The organism is Micromonospora globbae (assembly GCF_003610785.1).
In the GTDB taxonomy this organism is placed as follows: domain Bacteria; phylum Actinomycetota; class Actinomycetes; order Mycobacteriales; family Micromonosporaceae; genus Micromonospora; species Micromonospora globbae.
Genome location: NZ_RAQQ01000011.1, coordinates 70,339 through 97,310, shown reverse-complemented (window position 1 = coordinate 97,310; position 26,972 = coordinate 70,339). Strand labels below are relative to the sequence as shown.

Annotated in this window: 23 protein-coding genes and 5 tRNA genes; 11 read left to right on the top strand and 17 right to left on the bottom strand. The window is 75.3% G+C overall.

What is annotated here, in order from left to right; translation table 11 throughout:
- Positions 1–9: 9 nt before the first annotated feature.
- Complete coding sequence (gene helR, locus D7I43_RS16650) at positions 10–2,163, bottom strand: RNA polymerase recycling motor ATPase HelR (protein WP_192902176.1); 2,154 nt, start codon at positions 2,161–2,163, stop codon at positions 10–12.
- 412 nt (positions 2,164–2,575) lie between these two features.
- Complete coding sequence (locus D7I43_RS16645; protein WP_120329429.1) at positions 2,576–3,214, bottom strand: response regulator; 639 nt, start codon at positions 3,212–3,214, stop codon at positions 2,576–2,578.
- 275 nt (positions 3,215–3,489) lie between these two features.
- Here D7I43_RS16645 and D7I43_RS16640 point away from each other — a divergent pair, with 275 nt between their 5' ends.
- Complete coding sequence (locus D7I43_RS16640; RefSeq protein ID WP_120329428.1) at positions 3,490–4,461, top strand: Acg family FMN-binding oxidoreductase; 972 nt, start codon at positions 3,490–3,492, stop codon at positions 4,459–4,461.
- A 104-nt stretch (positions 4,462–4,565) separates the two neighbouring features.
- Here D7I43_RS16640 and D7I43_RS16635 read toward each other — a convergent pair whose 3' ends face one another.
- Together D7I43_RS16635 and D7I43_RS16630 are read right to left on the bottom strand one after the other, a co-directional pair.
- Positions 4,566–5,570 (bottom strand): NAD-dependent epimerase/dehydratase family protein, encoded by a 1,005-nt coding sequence (locus D7I43_RS16635; RefSeq protein WP_120329427.1) that lies wholly within the window; start codon positions 5,568–5,570, stop codon positions 4,566–4,568.
- 108 nt (positions 5,571–5,678) lie between these two features.
- A complete protein-coding gene (locus tag D7I43_RS16630) occupies positions 5,679–6,155 on the bottom strand; it encodes a VOC family protein (RefSeq protein WP_120329426.1) in 477 nt (158 codons plus the stop codon).
- 89 nt (positions 6,156–6,244) lie between these two features.
- Here D7I43_RS16630 and D7I43_RS16625 point away from each other — a divergent pair, with 89 nt between their 5' ends.
- Positions 6,245–7,186, top strand: a complete 942-nt coding sequence (locus tag D7I43_RS16625; protein ID WP_120329425.1) for a helix-turn-helix transcriptional regulator — start codon at positions 6,245–6,247, stop codon at positions 7,184–7,186.
- Positions 7,187–7,203: 17 nt separating this feature from the next.
- Here D7I43_RS16625 and D7I43_RS16620 read toward each other — a convergent pair.
- Positions 7,204–7,275, bottom strand: a tRNA-Val gene (locus tag D7I43_RS16620).
- 55 nt (positions 7,276–7,330) lie between these two features.
- Positions 7,331–7,403 (bottom strand) — tRNA-Gly (locus D7I43_RS16615).
- 150 nt (positions 7,404–7,553) lie between these two features.
- On the opposite strand from D7I43_RS16615, the gene D7I43_RS16610 reads away from it, so the two are divergent.
- Positions 7,554–7,820 carry a DUF6458 family protein gene (locus D7I43_RS16610; protein WP_120329424.1) on the top strand — a complete coding sequence of 89 codons (267 nt, stop codon included), beginning with the start codon at positions 7,554–7,556 and terminating at the stop codon, positions 7,818–7,820.
- 100 nt (positions 7,821–7,920) lie between these two features.
- Here the strand turns inward: D7I43_RS16610 and D7I43_RS16605 are convergent, their stop codons facing one another.
- Positions 7,921–8,736, bottom strand: coding sequence for an isocitrate lyase/PEP mutase family protein (locus D7I43_RS16605; protein WP_120329423.1), 816 nt, complete (start codon positions 8,734–8,736; stop codon positions 7,921–7,923).
- Between the two features lie 71 nt (positions 8,737–8,807).
- Between D7I43_RS16605 and D7I43_RS16600 the strand changes: the two genes are divergently transcribed.
- Positions 8,808–9,788 (top strand): DUF5937 family protein, encoded by a 981-nt coding sequence (locus tag D7I43_RS16600; RefSeq protein WP_120329422.1) that lies wholly within the window; start codon positions 8,808–8,810, stop codon positions 9,786–9,788.
- A 21-nt stretch (positions 9,789–9,809) separates the two neighbouring features.
- Here D7I43_RS16600 and D7I43_RS16595 read toward each other — a convergent pair whose 3' ends face one another.
- The 5 genes from D7I43_RS16595 to D7I43_RS16570 form a co-directional block, all read right to left on the bottom strand.
- The gene (locus D7I43_RS16595; RefSeq protein ID WP_120329421.1) at positions 9,810–11,126 is read right to left on the bottom strand and encodes a TIGR04013 family B12-binding domain/radical SAM domain-containing protein; all 1,317 of its coding nucleotides are present in this window, start codon (positions 11,124–11,126) and stop codon (positions 9,810–9,812) included.
- Positions 11,127–11,156: 30 nt separating this feature from the next.
- Positions 11,157–11,828: a YceI family protein gene (locus D7I43_RS16590; protein ID WP_204985218.1), complete on the bottom strand. Its 672-nt coding sequence runs from the start codon at positions 11,826–11,828 to the stop codon at positions 11,157–11,159.
- 668 nt (positions 11,829–12,496) lie between these two features.
- Positions 12,497–12,571, bottom strand: a tRNA-Val gene (locus D7I43_RS16580).
- A gap of 18 nt (positions 12,572–12,589) precedes the next feature.
- A tRNA-Cys gene (locus D7I43_RS16575) sits at positions 12,590–12,660 on the bottom strand.
- A gap of 35 nt (positions 12,661–12,695) precedes the next feature.
- Positions 12,696–12,768, bottom strand: a tRNA-Gly gene (locus tag D7I43_RS16570).
- A 286-nt stretch (positions 12,769–13,054) separates the two neighbouring features.
- On the opposite strand from D7I43_RS16570, the gene D7I43_RS16565 reads away from it, so the two are divergent.
- The 3 genes from D7I43_RS16565 (at position 13,055) to D7I43_RS16555 (ending at position 17,516) form a co-directional block, all read left to right on the top strand.
- Positions 13,055–13,657 carry a TetR/AcrR family transcriptional regulator gene (locus D7I43_RS16565; RefSeq protein ID WP_120329419.1) on the top strand — a complete coding sequence of 201 codons (603 nt, stop codon included), beginning with the start codon at positions 13,055–13,057 and terminating at the stop codon, positions 13,655–13,657.
- Positions 13,658–13,729: 72 nt separating this feature from the next.
- Positions 13,730–14,311, top strand: coding sequence for a TIGR03086 family metal-binding protein (locus D7I43_RS16560; RefSeq protein ID WP_120329418.1), 582 nt, complete (start codon positions 13,730–13,732; stop codon positions 14,309–14,311).
- Positions 14,312–14,588: 277 nt separating this feature from the next.
- Positions 14,589–17,516, top strand: a complete 2,928-nt coding sequence (locus tag D7I43_RS16555; protein ID WP_120329417.1) for a M36 family metallopeptidase — start codon at positions 14,589–14,591, stop codon at positions 17,514–17,516.
- A gap of 164 nt (positions 17,517–17,680) precedes the next feature.
- Here D7I43_RS16555 and D7I43_RS16550 read toward each other — a convergent pair whose 3' ends face one another.
- Positions 17,681–18,571, bottom strand: coding sequence for a hypothetical protein (locus tag D7I43_RS16550; protein WP_120329548.1), 891 nt, complete (start codon positions 18,569–18,571; stop codon positions 17,681–17,683).
- A 169-nt stretch (positions 18,572–18,740) separates the two neighbouring features.
- Here D7I43_RS16550 and D7I43_RS16545 point away from each other — a divergent pair, with 169 nt between their 5' ends.
- The 4 genes from D7I43_RS16545 (at position 18,741) to D7I43_RS16530 (ending at position 22,560) form a co-directional block, all read left to right on the top strand.
- Positions 18,741–19,409, top strand: coding sequence for a class I SAM-dependent methyltransferase (locus tag D7I43_RS16545; RefSeq protein WP_120329416.1), 669 nt, complete (start codon positions 18,741–18,743; stop codon positions 19,407–19,409).
- 9 nt (positions 19,410–19,418) lie between these two features.
- Positions 19,419–20,579 carry a cytochrome P450 gene (locus D7I43_RS16540; protein ID WP_120329415.1) on the top strand — a complete coding sequence of 387 codons (1,161 nt, stop codon included), beginning with the start codon at positions 19,419–19,421 and terminating at the stop codon, positions 20,577–20,579.
- Positions 20,580–20,842: 263 nt separating this feature from the next.
- Positions 20,843–21,772: an ABC transporter ATP-binding protein gene (locus tag D7I43_RS16535; RefSeq protein WP_120329414.1), complete on the top strand. Its 930-nt coding sequence runs from the start codon at positions 20,843–20,845 to the stop codon at positions 21,770–21,772.
- A complete protein-coding gene (locus tag D7I43_RS16530) occupies positions 21,769–22,560 on the top strand; it encodes an ABC transporter permease (RefSeq protein WP_240032997.1) in 792 nt (263 codons plus the stop codon). Before D7I43_RS16535 ends, D7I43_RS16530 begins: the two co-directional genes overlap by 4 nt.
- A 101-nt stretch (positions 22,561–22,661) precedes the next feature.
- Here the strand turns inward: D7I43_RS16530 and D7I43_RS16525 are convergent, their stop codons facing one another.
- The 4 genes from D7I43_RS16525 to D7I43_RS16510 form a co-directional block, all read right to left on the bottom strand.
- Positions 22,662–23,339, bottom strand: a complete 678-nt coding sequence (locus tag D7I43_RS16525) for a response regulator (protein ID WP_275670843.1) — start codon at positions 23,337–23,339, stop codon at positions 22,662–22,664.
- Positions 23,336–24,904, bottom strand: coding sequence for a sensor histidine kinase (locus tag D7I43_RS16520; RefSeq protein ID WP_240032996.1), 1,569 nt, complete (start codon positions 24,902–24,904; stop codon positions 23,336–23,338). The genes D7I43_RS16525 and D7I43_RS16520 overlap by 4 nt, the downstream gene beginning before the upstream one ends.
- Before the next feature lie 54 nt (positions 24,905–24,958).
- The gene (gene bioD, locus D7I43_RS16515; protein WP_120329413.1) at positions 24,959–25,696 is read right to left on the bottom strand and encodes a dethiobiotin synthase; all 738 of its coding nucleotides are present in this window, start codon (positions 25,694–25,696) and stop codon (positions 24,959–24,961) included.
- Between the two features lie 114 nt (positions 25,697–25,810).
- Complete coding sequence (locus tag D7I43_RS16510) at positions 25,811–26,947, bottom strand: 8-amino-7-oxononanoate synthase (protein WP_120329412.1); 1,137 nt, start codon at positions 26,945–26,947, stop codon at positions 25,811–25,813.
- Between the last annotated feature and the right edge of the window lie 25 nt (positions 26,948–26,972).

Genomic DNA, 26,972 nt, shown 5'->3' with positions numbered 1-26,972 from the left:
GCCGCCGCGTCACGAGCTGCGGAGGACGACGAGCTGCCCGGTGGCCCGGGTCATCGCCACGTAGCGGTCGACCGCTCCCTCGATGCCGTCGCCGAACGCCTCGGGGTCGACGAGGACGACCAGGTCGAACTCGAGCCCCTTGGCCAGCTCGGGGGTCAGCGACCGGACGCGGGCCGTCTCCCGGAAGGTGGGGTCGCCGATGACGCAGGCCACCCCGTCGTCGTGCCCGGCCAGCCAGGTGTCGAGGATCGTCGACAGCTCCGCCACGGACCCGTGCACGACGGGCAGCCCCGTGCCGCGGACGGAGGTGGGCACGTTGGCGTCCGGGAGCACGGCCCGGATGACCGGTTCGGCCTCCGCCATGACCTCCTTCGGCGTCCGGTAGTTGACGGTCAGGGAGGCCAGGGTGATCCGGTCGAGGCCGACCCGTTCGAGCCGTTCCCGCCACGACTCGGTGAACCCGTGCCGGGCCTGGGCGCGGTCGCCCACGATCGTGAAGCTGCGGGACGGGCAGCGCAGCAGCAGCATCTGCCACTCCGCGTCGGTCAGCTCCTGGGCCTCGTCCACGACCACGTGCGCGAACGGGCCGGCGAGCCGGTCGTGGTCGGCCTCGGGCAGCCCGCTCGCGTCGACCAGGGCGTCGTGGAAGTCCTCGCCGCGCAACATCGTCACCAGGCCGACGCCGTACTCGTCGTCGACGGACTGGATCAGGTCGTCCACGACCCTGGTCATCCGCTCGCGTTCGGCGGCGACCGCGGTCTCGTGCCGGCGCCTGCGCCGCGACGCCGTCGGGTCGCCGAGCCGCTGCCGTGCCGCGTCCAGCAGCGGCAGGTCGGACACCGTCCAGGCGCGGGCGTCGCTCCGCTGGAGCTTGCGGATCTCGTCGGGCCGCAGCCAGGGAGCGCACCGGCGCAGGTAGGCGGGCACCGACCAGAGGTCGCCCACGAGGTCGGCCGGGTCCAGCAGCGGCCAGGCGCGGTGGAACGCGGTCCGCAGGTCCCGGTTGCGCAGCAGCGACCGGCGGACCAGGTCCTCCGGCTCGTCACCGTCGTACCTGTCCAGCAGGATCGTGAGCAGTTCCTCCCAGATCTCGTCCCGCGCCTCGTTGTGCGGTGTACCGGGATCCGGCGCCGCGAACGCCTCGGCCCAGTCCTCGGCGCTCAGCCAGATGTCGGACTCCTCGGTCCCGACCCGCATCCCGGTGGCCGGCGGCTCCTCGTAGAACCGCACGGCCGCGTCGACCGCCTTCACGAGGTCCGCCGACGCCTTCAGGCGGGCCACCTCCGGATCGGTCTCGACGGTCGCCGCCGCGCCCTCGGGCACGAGGTCCCGCAGCGTGCACACCTGCACGTCCTCCTCGCCGAGGCTGGGCAGGACGTCGCTCACGTACGCCAGGTAGGGCTGGTGCGGGCCGATGAACAGCACCCCGCCCCGGCGGTCCCGCAGGCGGGGGTCGGCGTAGAGCAGGTACGCGGTGCGGTGCAGGGCGACGACGGTCTTCCCCGTGCCCGGCCCGCCGTCGACGACGAGAGCGCCGCTCGACCCCGCACGGATGACGGCGTCCTGGTCGGCCTGGATGGTGCCGAGCACGTCCCGCATCCGGCTCGACCGGGCGCCGCCGAGGCTGGCGATGAAGGCGGACTGGTCGTCGAGCGCCGCGTGGTCCTCGAGCCCGTCCGCGGTGAACACCTCGTCCCAGTAGTCGCTGATCCGGCCGCGGGTCCAGCGGTACCGGCGGCGGCTCACCAGACCCATCGGGTTGGCGTGGGTCGCCGCGAAGAACGGCTTCGCCGCGGGCGAGCGCCAGTCGACCAGCACCTGGCGGCCCGCGCCGTCCCGGAGGCCGCGCCGCCCGATGTACACGGGCTCGGGATCGTCGGCGTGCACGATGCGCCCGAGGCACAGGTCCACGCCGTAGCGGCGCAGTCCACGCAGGCGGGCGCTGAGCCGGTGGACCTCCATGTCCCGGTCCATCGCCGCCTGGCCGATGCCGCCGGGCGCCCGGCGCGCCGCGTCGAGGCGCGCGGACAGGTCGGCGATCGACCGCTCGAGGCTCTCCGCGATGGCCGCGAAGTGCCGCTCGTCCGCGTCGATCAGCGCCGGGTCCGCCTTGCGGGCGAGGCGATCGGACAGGTCGAACACGCTCGACGTGCGGGCGTCCACCATTCTGCTCCGTCCTGGGGCCCTGGGGGCACCCGGTGTCCGAACCGACGCGACGAACCGGGCCAGGGGTCGCGTCGGCCGAGCCGCGGCGTGGCGCGGGGTGCGCGCGTTTCCGCAGGTCCTGACCTCGGCCAGCGATTCTGCGGCACGACCGGGGTCTTGCCGCAAGCCCCGGGGTCGGCTATACCTTGAAAGTGGCGGGGAGACGTGTGCCCGCCTCCCGGCCGGACGATCGTCCCCGGCCCGCCCCAGGATCCGCGCGAACCAGCCCACGCACGGCCCGCGAACCAGCCCACGCACGGCCCGCGAACCAGCCCACGCACGGCCGTCGCCGCGACACCCTCGGTCAATCACCTCCGCCGATGCGGTGTGATCTACGTACGCCGATGTGGCGCCAGCCCCGCCGCCAGGGTCAGTGACGCTGGCCGAGCAGGCGGGTGGCGAGCACTGCCGCCTGCGTACGCCGCTCCAGGCCGAGCTTGGCCAGCACGCTGGAGACGTAGTTCTTGACGGTCTTCTCGGCCAGGAACATCTTCGCGGCGATCTCCCGGTTGGTGAGCCCCTCGGCCACGTACTCCAGGATGCGCCGCTCCTGGTCGGTGAGGGACTTCAGCTCCCGCGGCTGCTCCACCCCGCTGCGGATGCGCTCCAGCACGCGCGTGGTGATGGCCGGGTCGAGCAGCGACTGGCCGGCCGCCACGCGGCGCACCGCGTCGACCAGGTCGGTGCCGCGGATCTGCTTGAGCACGTAGCCGGACGCGCCCGCCATGATCGCGGCGAACAGCGCCTCGTCGTCCTCGTACGAGGTGAGGATCAGACCCTTGATGCCGGAGTCCACCGCGCGCACGTCCCGGCACACGTCGATGCCGTTGCCGTCGGGCAGCCGCGCGTCCAGGATCGCCACGTCGGGTCGCAGCGCCGGGATGCGGCGGGCCGCCTCGGCCGCCGAGCCGGACTCGCCGACCACCTCGATGTCACCGCTGCTGGTGAGCAGGTCGGCGAGGCCACGACGGACGACCTCGTGGTCGTCGAGCAGGAACACCCGGATCATCCCTCGTTTCTACCCGCTGCGGGCCGGCTGCCACACGGGCCGAAGGTCCCGATCCGGCGTCGGTGCGGCAGGTCGGCTGGGCCGTCGGCGGGTCGGCCGGCCCGTCGCCGCGCAGACCGGCGGGCCCCTCGGTCCCGGCGGTTCGGGACGTCCGGCCCTGCTCACCGCCCGTGCGGCCGGCGCATCGTGGGGTCGTACCACCCGGACCGGCGCGGCCCGCCGGGGCCGGGGCCACCAGCTCGACGAGCTGCGACGAGCGGCGAAGGAGCACCGACATGCAGACCGGCTACACCGCCGCACAGCTGCGGGCGGCCGCCGCCGACGCCGTCCGCGCACCCTCGATGCACAACACCCAGCCGTGGCGGTTCCGGCTGCGCGACGGCGCCATCGAGGTGCTGACCGACCCGGCGCGCCGGCTGCCCGCGACCGACCCGAGCGGCTGGGGCATCCGGATCGCCTGCGGGGCGGCCCTGTTCAACCTGCGGCTGGCCCTCGCCGTGGCCGGTGTCCCCGCCACGGTGCGGCTGCGCCCCTACCCGGCCGAGCCCGACGTGCTCGCCCGGCTGTGGCCCGACACCCCGCGCCGGCCCACCCCCAGCGAACAGGCCCTGCACACCGCGATCCCCCGCCGGTTCAGCAACCGGGCGCCGTTCTGGCCCGACCCGGTGCCCGCCGACGTGCGCTGGCGCCTCGGTGAGGCCGCCCGGGCCGAGCAGTGCTGGCTGGAACTGGTCGTCGGGACCAGCGCCGTGGCCGCGTTCGCCGAGATCGCCCGCGGCGCACACCGGGTGCTCGAACGCGACGCGACCTACCGCGCCGAACGCGACGAGTGGGTACGCACCACGCCCGCCCCCGACGGGGTCCCGGCCGCCGCGGGCGGACCCCGGGGCGAGCCGCAGGACCTGCTGCCCAGCCGCGGCTTCGGCGGCCGGGACCGCGCCCCCGGCCGGGACTTCGAACCCGAGCCGCTGGTCGCCGTGCTCGGCTCGCCCGGCAACACCGCCGTCGACCAGGTGATCGCCGGGCAGGCGCTACAGCGGGTGCTGCTCACCGCCACCGACGCCGGCGTGAGCGCGTCGATGCTCTCGCAGCCGATCGAGGTGCCGTCCGCGCGCGAACAGCTGCGGCTGTCGCTGGGCCGGTTCGGCACCCCGCAAATGGTCATGCGGATCGGGTACGGCCAGCCGGGCTGGCCCACACCGCGCCGGGACGTCGACGAGGTGCTGGACCTGCCCGTGCGGCCGTGACCCGGCCCGCGTCGGCGGTGCGGCGCGCCGCGGGCTGCTGACCTCCGGATGCCCCACGGCGGGTGACGCGAAGGTCAGCCCGCCCCGGACCGGCGGCGCCGGGGTCAGCCGGCCGGGGCGGCGGCCAACAGGGCCGCCTCCCGCGCCGGGTCCAGGCCCACCGCGGCGCGGGCGGGCCGGCCGGCGCGCGGCGGCACGCCGCCCACCTCCCGCAGCCACCGCCAGGTGTCCGCGACCGTCTCGGCGACCGGCCGGCAGGTCAGCCCGGCGGCGTACGCGCGCGTGACGTCGCGCTCCTGCAACCAGCGGTAGTCGTGCCCCGGCGGCAGCCAGATCGGCAGGTCGTTCCACGGCGCCACGCCGGCGGCCAGGATCGGCTCCGGCGGGATCCAGCGCAGCCGCGCGTGCGCACCGGTCACCGCGACGCAGGCGTCGAGCAGCTCCCCCATCGTGGCGTGCCCGGTCCGGCTCACCACGTTGTACGCGCCCCCACGCCCCCGCGCCCCCTCGTCCAGCATCCAGGACGCGAGGTCCCGCACGTCGACGTACTGCAGGGGCAGGTCGGCGGGCCCGGGGGCGAGTACGTCGCCGCCGCGCGCGATCCGCCCCAGCCACCAGGGGAGCCGCCCGATGTCCTCACCGGGGCCGAGGATCAGCCCGGCCCGGGCGAGCAGCGCCCGGTCGCCGAAGACCTCGCGGACCGCCCGCTCCGCGCCGGCCTTGTTCCGCGCGTAGTCGCCGTCGTCGGCGTCCGGGGCGGCGTCGACGACCGGGGCGTCCTCGCCGGAGCCCGGCTGCACCGGCTCGGCGTATACGGAACCGCTGGACACGTACACGTAGTGGCCGACCGAGTCGGCCAGGGCCCGGGCCGCGTCGAGGGCCGCCCTCGGCGCGCCGTCCCACGTGTCCACCACGAGGTCCCACTCGCCGCCGGCCAGTGCGGCGAGGCCGCCGGGCGCCGTCCGGTCACCCCGCAACCGGCGTACGCCCTCCGGCACGTCACCGTGCAACCCACGGTTGAACACCGTCACCGACCAGCCGCGCCGCGCCGCCTCGGCGACCGTCGCCCCGCCCACGAATCCCGTTCCGCCCAGCACGAGGAGTCTCATGTGCTCCACAGTGCCGCGTCACGGTGCCGTGCCGGTGCGCTGTTCACGGTGAGCGGATCTGCCGACGGCAGAACCGGCCGCCCGCCACGCCGGCCGCCCGGCGTCCGGTCAGCCCGCGGCGTCTGCCGGGTCGAGCCCGGCCGCCGCGAGGACCTGCATGTAGTGCGCGTTGTACATGATGCCGAGAAGGTTGCCGAACGGGTCGACCACCACCGCGGTGACGAAGCCCGGCCCGCGCGGGGTCGGCGGCTCGTGTCCGGTGGCGCCGAGCGTCAGCAGCCGCCCGTACGCGGCCTCGATGTCGTCCACGTGCCAGTACGCGATCACCCCGGCCGGGTCGGACGCCGAGCCGTGCGGCGAGAAGCGGCGGTGGAGGATGCCCAACTCGTGCTGGTAGTCGCCGACGCGGAACTCCAGGTAACCGGTGTTCGCCTCGTCGTAGCCGGGGTCGTCCGGGCCGACGACCCGCCCGCCGGAGAAGGCCCGCTCGAAGTACGGGCCGACGCCGAGCAACTCGGCGTACCACTTCTTCGCTGCCGCCATGTCGTCGGCGAGGTAGGTGACGGTCGTGAGTCCGCGCAGCATGTCCTGGTCCTCTCGTTCGGGTCGACGCGGACAGCATCACCGGTGAAAGTGCTCACCAACTGAGCACTTTTTCTGCAAGACTCGCGGCCATGCGCGCCGACCGTCTCGTGGCCGCCCTGCTGCTGTTGCAGGCACGCGGCCGGACCACGGCGGCCGAGTTGGCCGAGCATCTCGAGGTGTCGGTGGCCACCGCCCGCCGCGACCTCGAAGCCCTGTCCGCCGCGGGGATTCCCGTCTACCCGCAGCCCGGGCGGGGCGGCGGCTGGTCCCTGCTCGGTGGCGCGCGCACCGACCTCAGCGGGTTGACCGCCACCGAGGCGCAGGCGCTGTTCCTGCTCGCCGGCCCGGCCGCGGCGACCGCCCCGCAGGTGAAGTCGGCACTGCGCAAACTGGTGCGGGCACTGCCCGGCACGTTCCGCGCCGACGCCGAGGCCGCGGACGACGCCGTCGTGGTCGACCCCGCGCGGTGGGGTGAACCGGACCGGGCACGCCCCGAGATGGTCGACGCCCTCCAGGCCGCCGTCGTCCGGCGGCGCAAGGTCCGGCTCACCTACGCCGACCGGGCCGGCCAGCAGACCGAGCGGATGGTCGACCCGCTGGGCCTGGTCGACAAGGACGACGTCTGGTACCTGCTGGCCGGCACCGCGCACGGCCAGCGGACGTTCCGCGTCGACCGGATCCGCGACGCCGTGGTGACCGATCTCGCCGCGCAGCGCCCGCCCGACTTCCGCCTGCCGGCGGCGTGGCAACTTGTCGTCGAGGAGATGGAGCGGCGCCGCTCACTCCTGTCGGCGACCGTGCTCGTCGACGCGAGGTTCGTTCCGGTGCTCCAGAGCCAGTTCGGCCGGCACTGCGAGGTGGTCGACAGCGTCCGCGACGGCCGTCGCCGCGTACGACTCGCGGCGCCGACCGCGCGCACGATCGCCGAACAGGTGGCGGGCTGGGGCGCGCGGATCGAGGTGCTGGAGCCGGCGGCGGTGCGGGCCGAACTGGCGCGCATCGGCACGGAGCTCACCGCGCGCTACGGGTGAGACCCGAGGAGTTCCGGTGGGCGATACTGGGTTCGAACCAGTGACCTCTTCCGTGTCAAGGAAGCGCGCTCCCACTGCGCCAATCGCCCCTGGTGACCGCACCCGAGGGCCCGGATCGGCGGGCATCCGTCGGGACGGATCGCGAGCGGACGACGGGACTCGAACCCGCGACCCTCACCTTGGCAAGGTGATGCGCTACCAACTGCGCTACGTCCGCACGTCGCCGGCGGGCGCCGGCGACGGACAGAACTCTACCCGATGCCCAAGATCGCCCCGCACACGACCCGGCGGCGGCGTGGTTGCGCAGTTCAGCCGCGGGGTACTGAAGGTCGTCGACAGCACACCACATCCCGACAAGGAGGCTGTCGTGGGTATCGGAACCAGCATCTTCCTGATCGCGGTCGGCGCGATCCTCACCTTCGCGCTCGACACCAGCATCGGCGGGATCGACCTCGACGTCGTCGGCTGGATCCTGATGGCGGCCGGCGTGCTCGGCCTCATCATGACCACGCTCATCTGGGGCCGGCGCCGCCGCGAGGTGGTCACCACCGAACCGGCCGAGTACCGGCGGGTCGAGGAGCCGGTCGAGTACCGCCGGGTCGAGGAGCGCCGGGACGTCGCCCCGCCGCTGTGACGCCCCCGTCCCCGGCCGGCGGAGCTGAACGGTCGCCGGGACCAGCACACCGCCCCCGGCGGGCCGGTCACCCCGGACGAGGTGGCCGGCCCGTCGGCGTTCATCGCATCAACGCGTTGAACGTGCCGTAGTCGATGGCGTCGGCCAGCGCCCCGTACGTGCCCGCGCCGAGCGCCTCGTCGGCCGCACGGCGGGCCACCGCGTACGCGGCCTCGGCCACCGACGAGCCGAGGCTCACCCGGGCCACCCCGAGCGCGGCCAGCTCGGCCACGCTGGGGGCACCCGGTCCGGCCAGCACGTTCACCGGCGCGGGCACCTTCTCCACCAGCGCGGCGACGGTCGCCGGGTCGACCACGCCCGGCACGAAGATCCCGTCCGCGCCGGCCGCCACGTACGCCCCGGCGCGGGCGAGAGTCTCGTCCAGGCCCCCGACGCCGGCCAGGACGGTGTCGATGCGGGCGTTGACGAACAGCGGCACCCCGACCGCGTCGGCCGCGACCCGGATCGCGGCGATGCGGGCACACTGGTCGTCGACGTCCCGCAGGGGCGAGCCGCCGTCGCGCAGCGCGTCCTCGACGTTCACGCCCACGGCACCGGCCGCGGCCACCTCGCGGACGGTCCGGGCGACGTCCTCCGGCGTCGACCCGTACCCCGACTCGATGTCGGCGGTGACCGGCACCGCCACGACGGCGGCCACCCGGCGCACCAGGTCGACGGCCGCGTCGCGGCCCAGGGCGTCCCCGTCCGGGGCGCCGAGGCTCCAGGCGACGCCGGCGCTGGTCGTCGCCACGGCGCGGGCGCCGGCGGCGGCCACGATCCGGGCGCTCGCCGCGTCCCACGCGTTGACGAGGACCAGCGGCTTGCCGGGGATGTGCAGGGATCGGAAGAGCTCGGCTCGAGTGTGGTGTTCGCTCACGGGGCAAGTCTCGGTCCGCCGGGCCGAGAGCAGTACTGTTTCAGTCCCAGCTGAATCCAACGGAGGTGGGCGTGGTCGCCATCGGCCTGTCGGCGGGTGCCGTCGCCCGCATCCGGTTCGCCGTCTCCTGCCTGTGGGAGGTCGTGGCGAGCGTCCGGGTGCTGCGCGATCCCGGCGACCACGCCGTCCACCTGCCGTGGGCGCGCCGCGTCCGGCCGCGGCTGGCCGAGGCCGGGCTGGTCGGGCCCGACGCCGGCCTGCTCTGGCATCTCGTGCCGCCCCCGCCCGGTTACCTGGCGGACTTCCTCACCCCGCCGCCCGTCGGCCTCAACCCGGACCTGGCCGCCGAGCTGGCCGCCCTGCGCGCCACCGCGCCAGACACCGTCCGCGCGCACCTGGACCTCTACCCCCGGGAGCGCGGCCCGGCCCTCGCCGCCCTGTACGCCGACCCCGAGGCCGGGCTGGGCCGGCTCGCCGAGGAGATCGAGGCGTACTGGCGGATCGCCGTGGCACCCGACTGGCCGCGCATCCGGCTGCTGCTCGACGCCGACGTGGCCGCCCGTGCCCGCCGCCTCGCCGAGGACGGCGCCGGCGGCCTGCTCAACGACCTGCACGAGCAGGTCCGCTGGGAGGACGACACCCTGCTCATCGCGCAGCGACACTGCCTGGCCCCGGACGTCGCGGACGGTCCGGGCCTCGTGCTGGTCCCGTCGGTGTTCGCCTGGCCGTCGGTGCTCAGCGTCTCCGCCGGGGACGCGCCGCAACTCGCCTACCCGGCCCGCGGCATCGGCCTGCTCTGGGAGCGTCCGGCCGCCGCGCCGGACGCGCTGGCCGCGGTGATCGGCCGGGGACGCGCGCGGCTGCTGGCCGAACTGGCCGCCCCGCTGAGCACCACCGAGCTGGCCCGCCGCACCGGAATGTCAGCGGGCGGCGTGTCGCAGCATCTCACGGCGCTGCGCGCGGCGGGGCTCGTCGTGACGCACCGCCGGGGCCGGATGCTGCTCAGCGCCCGCACCGACGTGGCCGAGGCGCTGCTCTCCGCCGCCGCCTGACCCTTCCGCGCCCGGTGCGGGTCAGCGGTCCGTGACGGGGAGGATGGTGCGGCTCCTGCCCGGCCGCGGGTACGCCTCGGCGGCGGCGGCCAGCCGCGCCGCGTGGTCGCGCTGCCGCTGCCAGTGACCGTAGAGCGCGCCGCGCTGCGAGAGCCGGTCCACCTCGCTGATGGTCTCCGGGGCGACGTCGCCGGGCGGGGCGTCCCGCCAGGGCGTGCCCGGCAACGGCATGAACGTGTGCGCGTGGATGCGGGCACCGAGGTCGGCCAGCTCGCGGGCGAGGCCGAGGGAGGCGTCCACGTCCGCCTGGTTCTCCCCCGGCATCCCGAAGATCATGTCGACGTTGATCCGGAAGCCCTCCTCGACGCCGAGCCGCACCGCGCGCTTCACCTCCTCGACGCCGTGCCCCCGCTTGGCCGCCTCCAGCACCCGGTCCGAGCCGGACTGCGCCCCCACGATGATGTTGTTGTTGGCGCAGTACCGCTTGATGAGGCGCAGCGCCGGCCGGGAGATGTGCTCCGGCCGGATCTCGCTGGGGAACGAGCCGAAGAACACCCGCCCGTCCGGGCCGATCCCCTCCCGGCAGGAGGCCAGCAACTCCTCCGCGGCGTCGAGGTTCGGTTCGTCGTCCTGGCTGCCGTACGACAGCGCGGTCGGGGTGATGAAGCGGACGTCCCGCAGGCCGCGCCGCCGCATCGCGTCGACGTGCCAGCGCACGTTCGACACGCTCCGGTGCCGGAACCGGGCCGAGAACATGAACGGCGTCTGGCAGAAGCGGCAGGAGAAGACGCACCCGCGGGTGATCTCCAGCGCGTTGAACCGGTCCCACCGCAGCGAGAAGCCCCGGAACTCGTCCAGCGGGCGCCGCTCCGGACGGCCCGTGCGCACGAGGGCGCCGGCCGCGTCCCGGTAGGCGAGGCCGGGGATCCCCGTCGGGTCGCCGGCCGCGTCCACGAGGCGCAGCAGCGTCGTCTCGCCCTCCCCCACGGCCGCGAGGTCCCAGCCCGCGTCGAGGGTCTGCACCGGCTCGGCGGTCGCGTGCACGCCGCCGGCGAGGTGGGTCACGTTCGGGGCGTCGGCGAGCGCGCGGATCTGCGCCAGTTCCTGGGACAGCGCCTCGGCGTCGGGCGAGTAGAACGACCAGAGCACCAGCACCCGGCCCGCCCCGCCGTCGACGGCCTCCCGGACGTGCGCCGCGGTGGCCTCCGGGGTCTCGCCGAACCGGACCTCGTACCGGGTGGTCGTCTCGTGCTCCTCGAGCGCGCCGAGCAGGACGTGGAAGCCGTACGTCACCGCCTTGCGGTAGCGCAGGACCAGGACCAGGTCGGGAGCGGCCATGGCGGCGATTGTGCCAGGCGGCCCCGGTCGTCAGGACTGGCGGATCGCCTCGCCGGCGATCTCGATGCGGACGTTCTTGCCCACCAGCACCCCGCCGCCCTCCAGGGCGACGTTCCACAGCAGGCCGTAGTCCTCGCGGTCGATCTCGGCCGTCGCCGTGAAACCGAAGATGTCCTGGCCGTACGGGTCACGCCGGGCCCCGCCGAACTCCACCTGGAGGTCGACCGGCCGCGTGATGTCCTTGATGGTCAGCTCGCCGTTGAGCACGAAGCGGCCGGAGGTGCGCACCGGCGGCGGGGCGACCGCGCCGCCACCACGGCGGCCGAGCCGGTTGCTGCCCCGCAGCCGGGCCCAGAAGAAGATGGGGTCGGTCTCGTTCTGGGGGACCACGCCCGTGCTGCGGTACTCGAGCGTCGGATAGCGCTCGACGTCGAGGAAGTCGGCGCTCTTCAGGTGCACGTCCCGGTCCTCGTGACCGGTGACGATGCTCGCCGTTCCGATGCTGGCGACCACCGACGAGCGCAGCGGGTCCTCCTCGACGACGATCCGGGCACTCGCCTCGGTGAACTCGCCACGCACCGGGCTGACCATCATGTGCCGGCCCACGAAACCGATCCGCTTGTGCGCCTGGTCGAGCAGATAGGTGCCGGCGGCCGGGATGGTCATGCCCTCCCACGTCCGCGTGGCCGGACCCGTCGTCATTCGGTTTGCCTTCCCGTGAGCCGTCGGGGTCCGCACGGCCGTCCTGCCGTCGCCCTGCTCCGCACGAACTGCGGACACCTGCCCCGGGCCACAGAATAATGCGTGCCGACCTCGCGTCTTCGCCTCCGGAAATGGCGCCGACGCGCGCGGGAAGGCCGCACGCGGACGCGGCGGAATCCGCGCGATCAGCACGACGACACCCGCGTTTCCCCTGGCAGCAAAGGGGATCGGGCATCCGAGTGAGCACGAATTCGGTGCCCGCGACATCGATTCAGATAAGCATTTCGACCCTATGTGCGTACCCCGTGAAGAATCTCACGGCGTGACGGGAGTCGCGTTCCTGACGGAAGTCCCGGTCGAAAAGGGGCGACGAATAATGGCGGCGACGACAATTCGTAGGCGAATTGGTACGGCGGGTCGCGGCGACGCCGACCACGTCATTCGGACGATGAGGTCGAAACGCGACGCCGACACCCGGCGCGACGAGAGCCGGTGCTGGCGGCGAGAGCCCGCGCCGGGCGGCGAGCGGGCGGCGCCGGGCGGCGAGCGGGCGGCGAGCGGGCGGCGCCGGGCGGCGCGGCGGGCGGGCGGCGAGCGGGCGCGCGGCGGAAACGACAACGGCTCGTCACCGTTGTCCGGTGACGAGCCGTTTCACCTGCTCATGTTGCTGGTGGGCGATACTGGGTTTGAACCAGTGACCTCTTCCGTGTCAAGGAAGCGCGCTCCCACTGCGCCAATCGCCCGAGTCTGTTGTCTTGCCGAGGTGGGGACGGGATTTGAACCCGCGTACACGGCTTTGCAGGCCGTTGCCTCGCCTCTCGGCCACCCCACCGAGGTTTGCCCCCGTCATGCGTGGCGGCAGCTCCGAGCGGACGACGGGACTCGAACCCGCGACCCTCACCTTGGCAAGGTGATGCGCTACCAACTGCGCTACGTCCGCGTGCCACCGGCGCTGGCCGGTGACGGATGAGAACTCTAGCCGAGCCGGCGAACGGTTGCCAACTCGGGGTGCCCGCTCGGCGCGTCCCCGCCCGTTCGACCGGTTCCGCACCCGCCACCACGGGCGATCTTCCTAGGAGCCTGGCCAGGAGGCCCCGTCGCCCCGATCGGCGCCGCGATGACTCCGACCACAGCGTCGTCAAGTGTCCGGCTTCCGACTCTTTCCGCGCCCTTCAGAGATCTATCGTAACTGCCCGTGTTCATCCCGATGGGTTACGGTAACGGTCGTGACGAGACGTGCGGCCGAGATCCGCCTGGATGCCCTGCTGCGCACAGCCTGTGACGTGATCGCCGAACGCGGTCTGGCCAACACCCGGACGGCCGACGTCGCACAGGCGGCAGGGGTGAGCCAGGCGTTGGTCTTCTACCACTTCGCCACGAAGGAACGCCTCCTGGCCCAGGCCTTCGAGTACGCGGTCGAGCAGGATCTAGCCCGGCTGGACGCGGTGGTGCGCTCCCCCGCCCCACCGCTGACCAAGCTGCGGCGACTCCTCAAGCTCTACACCCCGGCGGGGCGCCCCACCTCCTGGTCCATGTGGATCGACGGGTGGTCGGAGTCGCTGCGTACGCCCGAGCTGGAACGCCTCTCCCGCCGGCTCGACCTGCGCTGGCGCGAGGACCTCGCGGCGATCATCGCCGACGGCGTGCGCGACGGCACCTTCGAGTGCGCCGACCCGGCCGGCGCGGCCTGGCGGATCAGCGCCGTGATGGACGGCCTGGCGGTGCAACTGGCCGTGCACGACCGGGTGATCTCCCGACGGCAGTTCACCGAGTGGGTACGCCTGGTCACCGCCCGGGAGCTGGGCCTGGACCCGGCCGAACTCGACTGACCGGTGCCGCACGGCGCGGCGCCGGCGGTGAAATCGGGTTCGCCCACGCGCACGCACCGGGACAATCGCGGCATGGACCTGCTGGAGATCTACCGCCGCAGCCTGGCCGAGTTCGTCGACCGGGTCGAGCAGGTCGGCTCCGGCCAGTGGTCCGCGCCGACCCCGTGCACCGGCTGGGACGTCCGCACCCTCGTCGGCCACGTGGTGGGCGAGGCACGGTGGAGCGTCCCCCTGCTCGCCGGGCGCACGGTGGCCGAGGTCGGCGACCGGTTCGACGGCGACCAGCTCGGCGCCGACCCGGTCGCGTCCGCCCGGGAGGCCGCGTCGCAGGCCGAGATCGCGGCGTCCCATCCCGGCACGTTGGCGCGCACCGTGCACCTGTCCTCCGGGGACGCCCCGGCTGCCGAGTACGTGCAGCAGCTCGTCGCCGAACACCTGGTCCACGGGTGGGACCTGGCGGTGGCCATCGGCGACGCACCCGGGCTCGACGCCGACGCCGTCCGTGCGTGCGCGCGCTGGTTCGCCGGGCACGCCGAGGCGTACCGGCGCGCGCGCCTGACCCGCGCCGGCGTCCCGCTGCCGGCCGACGCCGGCGAGCAGGACCGGCTCATCGCCGCCTTCGGCCGCGATCCACGCTGGACGCCCGCCGGCTGACCCTGCCCCGCTCCCCGGTCGCGCCGACGCCACCAGGCACCGCCGCCGGCCGGGACGCCCCCGCCCGAAGGGGCAGACGAGCACACCCGCGCACCCGCCGAGAGGCGACGGCCGGGCGCCCACACCCCCGTACGCGTGACCCGCCGCGGCGGAAAGGACCGACACGCGGAGGCGACCTTGCCGGCCGGGACGGCTGCTGATATCCACAGATGCGCATGCGTTCGCGCGCTGCGCGGCCGGCGGGAAGCCGGCCAGCCCACTCCCACGAGGAGGTCCCGTGCCACATTCCCAGTGGTCACCCCGGATGAGCCGGCGACGCGGCCGGCTCATCCCCGTCCTGGCGGCGACCGCGGTGGTCGCCGCGTTGCTGCCCGCCGGCACCGGCACCGCCGCGCCGTCGGTCGGCGCGTCCGCGGAGCGCCGCTCCGGACCGTTCGCCGAGGGTCACCAGCACGCCGACGTCGACAACCGCGCCGGCAGCGCCGCGCCGGACGCCCGCCAGCGCGGGCTCGCCCGCAAGGCCGACCCGGACGTGCGGTGGAACAAGCTGGGCACCCCGCACGCCCTCGGGCCCGGCGACGCCCCGCTCGCCACCGGACTGCCCGCCGACCCCGAGGCCGCCGCCCGCGCCTACCTCGCCGACAACCGCGATCTCTTCGGCCTCGACGCCGAGGCGGTCGCCGGCCTGGAGCGGGTGCTGGTCCGCCCGATCGGCAGCGGAAGCGTGGTCACCCTGCGGCAGCGCTTCGGTGACCTCCCGGCCGGGTACGACGGCCTCGTCACCCTCGCCGTCGCCGGGGGCAAGGTCCTCTCGGTCAGCTCGTCGCTGTCCCGCGACTCCGCGGCGCCCGCGCCGGCCACCCTCACGGCCGAGCAGGCGTACGCTGCGGCGCTCGCCGACGCCGGGCTGGACGCCTCGGCCGTCGCCAGCCACGACGTGCGCCCGGTGGCCGTGCCGACCCCGCTGGACGGGCCGCGCAGCGCGTACGAGGTGACGCTCATCGGGTCGGACACCGACCACCCGGCGGCCTTCACCACGTACGTCGACGGGATCACCGGCGACGTGCTGGTCCGCGAGGACCTCGTGGACTTCGACTCGGACAACCCGACCTGGGCCGTGTTCCCCGCCACCCCGCCGCGGAACCTGCGCCCCGGGCAGGACCCCCGCGTCCGCTGGTGCGGCGACCCGGCGCCGGGCTGCACGGCGTCCTTCCACGACCCGGCCACCGGCAACGCGTGGGACGTCGACGCGGCCACCGGCACGCCGACCTTCACCTCCCGCGGCAACTCCGCCAACACCGTGGTCTCGTGGGGCGCCGGAAGCCCGGCCGTGCCGGCCACGACCAGCCCGGACCGGCGGTACGAGTACCCGTTCACCGACCAGTGGCACCAGGCGAGGTGCAACCCGGAGGTGTTCCTCTCCGCCCAGCGCAACGACGCGGACGCGGCCATCGCCAACCTCTTCGCCATGCACAACCGGATGCACGACTGGGCGTACCACCTCGGGTTCACCGAGGCGACGTGGAACCTGCAGGCGGTCAACCTGACCCCCGACGGCCTGGGCGGCGACGCCGAGCAGGGCCGCGCCCAGCAGGGGGCGCTGAGCGGCAACCGGAACAACGCCAACCAGGGCACGCCGCGCGACGGCCTGCCGCCGACGACCAACATGTACCTGTGGCAGCCGCAGGCCGGCGGCCCGTACCCGCCGTGCGTCGACGGCGACTACGACATGACCGTCATCGGCCACGAGTACACCCACGCCATCAGCAACCGGATGATCGCCGGCCCGAACAGCGGGATCAGCGGCCACCAGGGCGGCTCGATGGGTGAGTCGTGGAGCGACCTGCTCGCCGCCGAGTACCTCTTCCAGCACAACCTGCGCGCCCCCGGCGAGACGCCGTTCATCACCGGCGGCTACGTGACGGGCAACCTGGTCAGCGGCATCCGCAACTACGACTTCAGCCGCAGCCCGCTCAACTACTCCGACATCGGCTACAACACCGGCGGCCCGGCCGTGCACGCCGACGGCGAGATCTGGAGCGCCACGAACTTCCGCGTCCGCTCGGCCATGGTGAAGCGGTACGGCCTCGGCACCCCGAAGCTGCAACTGGCGTGCGCCCAGGGCAAGGTGCCCGCGGACCGGTGCCCGGGCAACCGGCGCTGGTCGCAGCTCGTGTTCGACTCGTTCCTGCTCCAGGCGGCCAGCCAGGTGAGCATGCTCGACATGCGGGACAACATGCTCACCGCCGACCTGCTCCGCTTCGGCGGGGCGAACCAGGACCTGATCTGGGCCGAGTTCGCCCGCTCGGGCATGGGCCGCGACGCCGTCACCAACGGCGCCGGGGACACGGACCCGACGCCGAGCTTCGCCTCGCCGCGGGGCGGCAACGCCACGCTGAAGCTGCGGCCACGCGGGGAGAGCGCCAACGCGCCGATCCGGGTCTACGTCGGGGCGTACGAGGCGCGGGCCGTTCCGGTCGCCGACACCGACCCGGCCACGCCGCTGCCGGACACCGTGGAGCTGGTGGCCGGGACGTACGACCTGCTCGCCGTGGCGCCCGGCTTCGGGCACCAGCGGCTGCGGGTGACCGCGAAGGCCGGTCGCAGCAACCACCTCGACCTGAAGCTCAGCCGCAACCTCGCCTCGACGGCGTCGGGCGCGACGGTCAGCGGCGACGGGGTCAACCTCGACCGGATCGCCGACGACACCGAGGCCACCAACTGGGCCTCGCTGGACGGGGTGAGCGGCAAGCAGGTCACCGTGGCGCTGCCCGGTGACCGGCCGCACCTGGTGAAGCGGGTCAACGTCAGCGCCATGCTGCGCCCGGCGATCAGCGGTGACGCCGACGCGGGCTCGCAGAACGCGCTGAGCGCGCTGCGGTCGTTCGCCGTGCTGGCGTGCAACGCGAAGAAGGCCGACTGCACCGACCCGGCCAACTTCCGCCGCATCTACACGAGCCGCAGCGACGCGTTCCCGGGCGGGGCGTACCGGGCGTACACGCGGGACATCAACCTCCGGTCGTTCCGGGTGCACCCCACGCTCGCCACGCACCTGCGGCTGGAGGTCCTGCACAGCCAGTGCACGGGCGGTCCGGCGTACGCCGGTGAGCAGGACGCCGACCCGGCGACCACGACCGACTGCGCGACCGCGAGCCCGGCGCGCGACCAGGTCCGCATCGCCGAGTTCCAGGCGTTCGCGAAGTGACCGGTGCCGGGGCCGGTGCCGCGTCGGCACCGGCCCCGGCCACACCGTCGAGGGCCGGCCGGCCGGCCGCTACCAGCGGCGGCCACACCGTCCCGGGCCGCCGGCCGCCGCTACCAGCGGACCGCGATCCGCCCGGCCACACCGTCCCGGGCGGCCGGCCGCCGCTACCAGCGGACCGCGCGCCGCCCGGACGACCCGCCGACCGGCCCCCACAGCCGATCCTCCGGCGGCGGCGCGTACTCGTCGGCCCGGTCGGCGCGCAGGAGCCGCCGCATCCGCAGCAGCAGTCCGAGCCCGAGCGACAGCAGGAGCCCACCGAGCAGGAAGGCGGCCTGCACCGCCCCGAAGCCCCCGGAGGTCGACACCGGCCGGCCCGCCCCGGCGGCCGGCGCCGCGGCTGCCGGCTCCTCCACCGGCCCGGGTGTCTCCTCGTCGACCGGCCCCGCCGCCGGTTCGCCGGGATCCGAGGCGGTCGCGGAGGGTTCGGGCGGGGTGCCGGCGGGCGCCGGCGTGCTCACGTCCGGGTCCGGCGCGGCCGGCGTCGCCGCGGCGCCCGCCCCGACCACCGTCCGGGTCGCCGTCTGCCGCGCGAGCAGCCGCAGCCGCGCGTCGTACGCCTCGGCGGCGAGGGTGATCCTCCCCCGCGTGACGTCCCCGGCGAAGGCGAGCCGGTAGCGGGCGGTGACCGTCCGGTCCGGACAGAGCCTGCCCGGGTCGAGCTGCCGGTCGGTCAGCCGTGCCACGTCCCCCTCCGTGCGGACCTCGACGGGGAACGAACCCGTCTCCTCGACCCGGTCGAGGCGCACCTGGTCCAGCCGCAGGCCCTCCACCCGGAGCACCAGCGACCAGCGGACCTTCACGCACCCGCCCGGTGCGCCGGTGCGCGACACCACGGCGGAGACGGTGCGGACCTCGCCGCCGGCCGTGAACCGCTCCGGTAGGCCGCCGAGCTGGGTGCTGAAGGCGGCCTGCGCCGGCGCGGCCACGGCGAGCAGCGTCCCGGCCAGGCCCGCGAGCACCACGCCGAACCGCAGCGCGCACCGCCAGACGATCATCACCGCACCCTCCTCGTCTCTCCCCGGAACGCTAGGAGCGGCGGCGCCGACGGGACAGAGGGGTGTGTTCGCACCGGTCGACAAGCGGGACCGGCCTTTTCACCGACCGTGGTGAACCGGTCACGCCACCCGCGGAACGCCGGCCGGACGGGCGGGGGAGAATCGGCGGGTGTCCGAGCTCACCACCGCCTTCGTCCGGCTGCACGCGCGACTCGCCCCGGTGGCGTTCGTCCCCGAGGTGCGGCTGCACCAGGCCGACGAGCCCATCGGGCTGTGGGAGCTCACCGAGGGCGAGTTCCGCAGCGACCGGCCGCCGCCGTTCTGGGCCTTCGCCTGGGCGGGCGGGCAGGCGCTCGCCCGGTACGTGACCGACCACCCCGAGCTGGTGGCCGGCCGCCGCGTACTCGACCTCGCCTCCGGTTCCGGGCTGGTCGCCATCGCGGCCGCGCGGGCCGGCGCGGCCTCCGTCCGCGCCGTCGAGGTCGACGAGCTGGCGGTCGCGGCCGTGGCGCTCAACGCCGAGGCCAACGGCGTACGCGTCGACGCCGAGTTCGGCGACATCCTCGACGGCGACGCGGGCGGCGCCGAGGTCGTGCTCGCCGGGGACGTCTTCTACAGCGAGGCGATGGCCCGGCGGATGCTCCGGTTCCTGCTCCGCGCCGCCCGGGCCGGGGCGACCGTGCTGGTGGGCGACCCCGGACGGGCGTTCCTACCCCGCGACCGCTTCGAGGAGCTGGCCGCGTACGACGTGCCGGTGCCACCGGCGCTGGAGAGCGTCCACGTGAAGCGCACCACGGTGTGGCGGCTGCGACCGGGGCTGCCGAAGGCTGCCGGCTAGCGTGTCGGCGTGCTGTTCCGCAGCTGGGCGCAGGTCGCCGACACCGGTTGGCCCGACGTGGCCCGGGTGGCGGACCACGTCGGCGTGGAGCACCTGGTGGTCACCCGGCACGCGCTGGTTCGCCAGGTGCTCACCGACCCGGTCACCTACCGGCCCGACAACGCGCTCGACGCGGTGACCCCGATGCCGGTGACCGCGCTGCGGCTGCTCGCCGGCCACCGGTTCCGGCTGCCGCCGACGCTCGCGAACAACTCCGGCGCGAGCCACCCCGAGATCCGCGCGATCGTCGCCGAGGCGCTGCACCCCACCCGGGTCGCCGCCCAACGGCCCTGGCTGACCGCGCTGGTCCGCGGGCGGGTCGCGCGGCTGGCCGCGTCCCTCGACGCGGGCGCGGCGGTCGACCTGTACGCGGAACTCGCCGCCGACCTGCCGCTGCTCGTCCTGGCCCGGATGGTCGAGCTGCCGGACGCGCCGGTCGGAGCCGTGAAGGCGTTCGCCCGGGCGGCCCTGGAGCTGTTCTGGGCGCCGCTGGACACCGACCGGCAGCTCGCGCTGGCCGACGAGGTGGGACGCTTCCACCGGGTGCTGCGCGAGTTCGCGGCCACCGGCGGCGGCCTGGCGGCCCGGCTGCGCGCCGCCGGGCACCCGGCCGACGTGGTGGTGGGTGCACTGTTCTTCCTGCTGGTCGCCGGCCAGGAGACCACCTCGCAGTTCCTCACCCTGCTGCTGCACCGGCTGGCCGGCGAGCCCACCGTACGGGCGGGGTTGCGCACCGGCGAGATCACGGTCGCGGACGTCGTGGAGGAGGGTCTGCGCCTGGAACCGCCGATCGTCACGTGGCGGCGGGTGGCGGCGGTGGACACCACCCTGGGCGGTACGCCCGTGCCGGCGGGCACGAGCATCGTGCTCTGGCTGGCCCGGGCCGGGCGGGACCCGGAGGCCGTGGCGTCGCCGGACGAGTTCCGTCCCGGTCAGCGCGGCTCCCGCCGCCACCTGGCCTTCGGCGCGGGTCCGCACCGCTGCGTCGGTGACGTGCTGGCCCGGATGGAGGCGGGCGTGGTGGTCGCGGAAGCCGCGCCGCTCCTCGACGGGGTGAGCGTCGTGCGCGCGCCCTGGTGCCCCGACAACCTGACGTTCCGGATGCCCGACGCGTTCGTGATCCGCCGCTAACCCCCGCCCCTCCCCCCCGCCCCGCGCCCGCCCGCCCGCCCGTCCCCCCGCGATCTTGCACTTTCCGCCCCGACAAACAGGGGCACACAGGACATTCCAGGGGCACAAACTGCAAGATCGCGGGGCGCGGGGGGTGGGGGGTGGGGCGCGGGGGCGCGGGGGCGGGGGGCGCGGGGGCGGGGGCGCGGGGGTGACGAAAGTGGGGGGTGGGGGGTGTCGTTCGGGCACGGTGGGACGGGGCTGCGTGGGCCTAGCGTCGGTGCATGATCACATTACGTGGCCTGACGAAACGGTTCGGGGCGACGACCGCCGTCGACGCCCTGACCGTCGACATCGCACCCGGCCGGGTCACCGGCTTCCTCGGCCCCAACGGCGCCGGCAAGTCCACCACCATGCGCATGATCCTCGGCCTCGACCGGCCCACCGCCGGCGAGGCCCTCATCGGCGGCCGGCCGTACCGGCGGTTGCGGCATCCGCTGTACGAGGTGGGGGCGCTGCTCGACGCCACGGCGATCCACCCCGCCCGGTCCGGGCGCGCCCACCTGCTCGCGATGGCCCGCAGCAACGGCATCCCGGCCCGCCGGGTCGACGAGGTGCTCGCCACCGTCGGACTGGACGACCGGGCCGCCGCCAAGCCGGGACGCACCCTGTCCCTCGGCATGGGCCAGCGGCTCGGCATCGCCGGGGCGCTGCTCGGTGACCCGCCGGTGCTGATGTTCGACGAGCCGGTCAACGGTCTCGACCCGGACGGGGTGCGCTGGGTACGCCAGCTCATGCGCTCCCTCGCCCGGCAGGGACGGACCGTCTTCGTGTCCAGCCACCTCATGAGCGAGATGCAGCTCACCGCCGACCAACTGGTGGTCATCGGCCGCGGGCGGCTGCTCGCCGACGCGCCGATCGGCGACGTGGTCGCGGACAGCACCCGCGCCGTGCGGGTCCGCAGCCCGCACCCGGACGGACTGGCCTCGCTCGCCGACCGGCTCGCCGCGACCGGCGCCACCGTGGAGGCGGCCGGTCCCGACGAGCTGACCGTCAACGGCGTCACCGTCGACCGGGTCGGCGACCTGGCGTACGAGCTGGGGGTGCGCCTGCACGAACTGAGCCCGCAGGGCGCGTCGCTGGAACGCGCGTTCATGGAGCTGACCGCCGGCAGCGTCGAGTACGCCGGCGCACCCGGAGGTGACGACCGGTGACCACCCCGCACCACGCCCGTCGGCCGGCCGGCTTCGGCGGCGCCGTCGCCGCCGAGTGGACCAAGCTCTGGTCGGTACGCGGCACCTGGTGGACGCTGCTGGCCGCGGTGCTGGTGACCGCCGCCACCGCCGGGCAGCTCGCGATCTACGCGGCCAACGCCAACACCAACGACGACCCGGCCGACGACGCGGGGATCGTCACCGTGGGCAGCATCGTCACCGCCTCGGTGGAGCTGGCCCAGTACGCCGTGCTGGCCCTCGGGCTGCTCGCGATCACCAGCGAGTTCACGAGCCGCACCATCCGTACGACGTTGCAGTGCACCCCGTCGCGCGGCCGCGTACTGCTGGCGAAGGCCGTGGTGACGGCGGGCGTGACGTTCCCACTCGGCCTGCTGCTCGGCGGCGTCGGCGCGCTCGTGGCCCGGCCGGTGCTCGGCGAGTGGGGCACCGTCCCGGCGGCCGGCACCGTCCGGGACGTGGTGGCGTTCGCCGCCTACCTGGCGCTGGTCGGCGTGCTGGCCCTCGGGCTGGGGGCCGCGCTGCGCAGCGCCGTGCTCACGCTCGTGGTGCTCGTGGCCGCCCTCATGATCGTGCCGCTGTCGCTGCAGGAACCGGGCATCACCGTGCTCACCCGGATCGCGGACGCCTTCCCCGGGGTGGCGGGCGCCCACTTCCTGGCCGGGGACGGCGAACCCTACCCGTCGGTCGTGGGGCTGCTGCTGCTCGCCGGCTGGGCGGTCGCCGCGCTGGCACTCGGACGGGCCGCCCTGCGCCGCCGCGACGCCTGAGCACCGCGCCGGTTCCCCGGGCCCCAAGCCCGGGGAACCGGCGCAGCGGCCCGAGCGGACCCTCGAGGGGCGCACCCCGGCCCCCGAGCCCGGGGAGCCCGCTACTCCTCGACGAGCCCCGCCTCGTACGCGATGATCGCCGCCTGCACCCGGTTGCGGACCTCCAGGCGGGTGAAGATGCTCGTCAGATACGTCTTCACGGTGCCCTCGACCAGGTGCAGCCGGCGGGCGATCTCGGCGTTGGACAGGCCCGCCCCGACCAGCGCGAGCACCTCCCGCTCTCGGTCGGTGAGCCCCGCCGTACGGTCCCGGGCCGCCGGACGCCGGGCCAGCCGCCCGCCGCCCAGCTCGATGACGCGGCGGGCCACCCGGGGCGACAGGTACGCCCCGCCGTCGGCGACCGCGTGGACACCGGCGATCAGCTCGCGCGGATCCCCGGACTTGAGCAGGAAACCGCTCGCCCCGTGCCCGAGCGCCCGTGCCACGTGGTCGTCCTCGCCGAACGTCGTGAGCATGACCGTGGCGGTCTGCGGCACCAGCCGGCGGATCTCGGCGGCGGCGCTCAACCCGTCGAGCTTCGGCATCCGGATGTCCAGCAGGGCGACCGACGGCCGGTGCGCCCGGACGAGCTCCACGGCCGCCCGGCCGTCGCCCGCCTCGGCCACCACCTCGATACCCGGGTCGGTGGCGAGGATCGCCCGCACCCCGGCCCGGATCATCGCCTCGTCGTCGGCGAGCACGACCCGCACCGGCGCCGGCGCGCCGTCGTCCGTCGTCACGGCATCCGCTCCTTGCTGATCAGGCGCTCCTCGGCGAAGCAGAGCCGCCAGGTCGGCGCGGCCAGGGGGAAGTTTCCGTCGGTGTAGTACTCGCACCCGTCCCGGTCGACCCACACCGGCCGGTCCAGCTGCCGCCGGGGCAGCCCCGACAGGTCGGCGCGGCTCGCGCCCACCGGGAGGCTGTCGAAGGTCTCCTCGTCGAGCACCGTGCCGGCCGTCGCCAGCGGGTAGTAGACGAGCGACAGGGCCAGCGCCAGCGCGACCGGGGCACCGAACGCCACGAGCAGGCTCCGCCGCACCCGACGGCGCGCGTCGCGCAGCCGCCGCTCGGCGTCCGCGGGTCGCTCGGTCGGGACCGGCACGTCGTCGTGCCGGCGCGGCCCGTCGTCGGGCACCGGACGTCCGGCGGGGGCGGAGGCGGTCGCCGGGAGCGAGGCCCGTACGGCGAAGCCACCCTCGGCCCGGGGGCCGGCGTCCAGGGAACCGCCGGCGAGGCGTACCCGCTCGGCGAGCGCCACCAGCCCGCTGCCGTGCGAGGGCGGCCCGGGCAGCGGGCCGGCCGGCGGCGGCGCGTTGACCACCGCCACCTCCACCCGGTCGCCCACCCGGTCGAGGCGCACGTCGACGGTGGCGCCCGGCGCGTACCGGGCGGCGTTCGTCAGCGCCTCGCGCACCACCCGGTGCGCGGCGTGGCCGACCAGCGCCGGCAGCTCGCCCGCGTCGACGGACGCCTCGAGCCGTACCGCCATGCCCGCCTCCCGCGCCCCGTCGACCAGATCCGCGACGCTCTCGTCGGCCGGCCGCGTGCCCGCGCCCTCCTCGCGGAGCAGCCCGATGATCTCGTGCAGCCGCTCGGTGGCGGCGGCCACGCTCGCCCGCAGTTCCCCCGCGGCGGCCCGGTGCCGGGGATCGGCGTCGGCGGCCACCTCCAGGGCGGCGGCGCGCAGCGCGATCAGGCTCAGGTCGTGCCCCAGGGAGTCGTGCATCTCCTGCGCGATCCGGGCCCGCTCCCGCAGCCGCACCCGCTCGGCCACGCCGCGCTCCTCCCGGACCAGTGCGTCGGAGTAGCGGCGGCCCGCGTCGGCCAGCTCCTGCTGCTGCCGCCGGTACCGGCCCACCAGCCACGGGAAGACACCGGCCACCAGGAGCACCGCGGCGAGCAGGAACCAGGTGGTCGTTCCGGTGCCGAGCAGCCCCAGGTTGAGCAGGGTGCCACCCGCCGCGATCAGGGCGAACGCCGCCGCGGCCGGGCGGGCGTCGGCGCTCCGCCGCCCCACGAGGTAACTGAAGACCGGGATGGCGAACACGAAGTTGCCGTCGATCAGCGAGCCGAGCACCGTGATCACCAGCGCGGCCAGCGGCCAGCGCCGGCTCACCCCCACGGCCGTGGCGAGCATCAGCAGCGCGACGGCCAGCACGGCCAAGCCGTACGGCCGCTGGGGCGGCGTGACGCCCGCGTACCCGACCGGGGCGGCCACCACCGCCCAGAGCAGCAGGTCGCGCGGCAGCCACGGCCGCTCCGCCAGCGCGCGCCGCAGCGTACGCACCCCATCCCCCCTGGTCACGGCGGCCAGGCTACCCACCGACGGCGCGGGCGGGCACCGACGAAAGTCAGGTCTTCAGCCGATCTCCTCGGCCCAGGCGCGCCAGTCGTCGAGCACCCCGTGCAGCGCCGGGGTGAGCCAGCCCGGCGCCGACCGCCGGAACACGCCCGGATCCATGGCGCCGGCGCCGGCCGGCAGGGCGCCGAGCAGCTTCGGCACCAGGTCGCTGAGGTTGGTCCAGTGCACCAGCTCCGGCGCGGCCGGCCAGGCGCCGATGACCACCCCGGCGGGCACGGCACGGCGGTCCAGCGCCTCCAGGGTCAGCGCGGTGTGGTTGAGGGTGCCCAGCCCGGCCCGGGCGACCACCACGGCCGGCGCGCCGAGCGAGACGGCCAGGTCGGCCACCGTCCACGGCTCGCCCGACGGGCGCAGTCCCATCGGCACGAGCAGCCCGCCGGCCCCCTCCACCAGCACCAGGTCGTGCTTGTCCGCCTCCTCACGTACCGCGTCGACCGCGGTGTAGAGCTCCAGCGGCTCCAGCTCGGCCACCCGCGCGGCCGTGAGCGGGGCGAGCGGGTCGGGGTAGCTGGCCAGGGTCCGCCCGGTGAGCGGGGCGGCCAGCCGCTGCACGGCGTCCACGTCGCCGGGCTCGCCGGTCGCCGTACCGGTCTGGCCGGGCTTGAGGACCGCCACCCGCAGCCCCGCGGCCTGCGCCGCCGCGGTGATCGCCGCGGTCACGACCGTCTTGCCCACCTCGGTGTCCGTGCCGGTCACCACGACCGGTCCCCGCCACGGCGTGGTCGTACCACTCACGGTGTCACCTTCGTTCGCGACTGCGGGGCTCGCAAACCCGGCTCACTCCTCGCGCTCACGGTGTCACCTTCGTTCGCGACTGCGGGGCTCGCAAAACCGGCTCACTCCTCGCGCTCACGGTGCACACTCCACGATGACCTCCAGCGCCCGCACGAAGTCCTCCCGCGGCACACCCGCGTTGAGGGTCAGCCGCAGCCGCGAGCGGGTGTCGGGTGTGGACGGCGGGCGGAAGCAGCCCACGGCGACCCCCCGGTCGCGGCAGTCCGCGGCCCACGCCGTCGCCGCCTCGGGGCCCGGAGCGGTCACCGAGATCACCGCCGCGTCCGGGTCGGAGACGGTGAGACCGGCGGCGCGCAGCCGGCGTACGGCGAGCGCGGCCCGGTCGGCCAGCTCGGCGCGGAGCGGGTCGGCGGCCCGGGCCAGGTCGACCGCGGCGCGCACGCCGGCCGCGACGGCGGGCGGCAGCGCCGTGTCGAAGATGAACGTGCGTCCGGTCTCGACGAGGTGCCGGACGAACTCGGCCGGCCCGGCCACCAGTCCGCCCGCGCCGCCGAGCGCCTTGGAGAGGGTGGCGGTCACCACCACGTCCGGCTGGCCCGCCAGGCCCGCGGCGGCGACGGCGCCGGCGCCGGCCGGCCCGGTGACGCCGAGCCCGTGCGCGTCGTCGACCAGCAGCAGCGCGCCGTGCCGGCGGGCGACGGCGTGCAGCTCGGCCAGCGGGGCGAGGTCACCGTCGACCGAGAAGACCGACTCGGTGACCACCACGGCCGGTCGGCCCGGAGCCGCCGCGAGGGCGGCCGCCACCGCGGCGACGTCGGTGTGCGGGGTGACCACCGTCTCCGCGCCGGAGATCCGGCAGCCGTCGATGAGCGAGGCGTGGTTGTGCGCGTCGGAGACCAGCAGCGTCCGCGGTTGGACGAGCGCGCGCAGCGCCCCGAGGTTGGCCAGGTAGCCGGAGGAGAAGACCAGGGCGCGGTCCGCGCCGAGCCAGTCGGCCAGCGCGTCCTCGAGCGCGTGGTGCGCGTCGGTGGAGCCGCGCACGAGGCGGGAGCCGGTCGCCCCCAGGCCGTACGCCGACAGGGCCCGCGCGGCGGCCGCGGTGACCTCGGGGTGGGTGGCCAGGCCGAGGTAGTCGTTGCCGGCGAGGTCGGTGACCGTCTCCCCGGCGGAGCGCGGGTGCAGCCGCCGGGTCAGCCCGGCCTTCGCCCGCAGCTCGGCGCGGCGGTGGAGCGCCGCCAGCCAGTCCGCCACCGTGCCCCCTCGTCGCCGCTTCCAC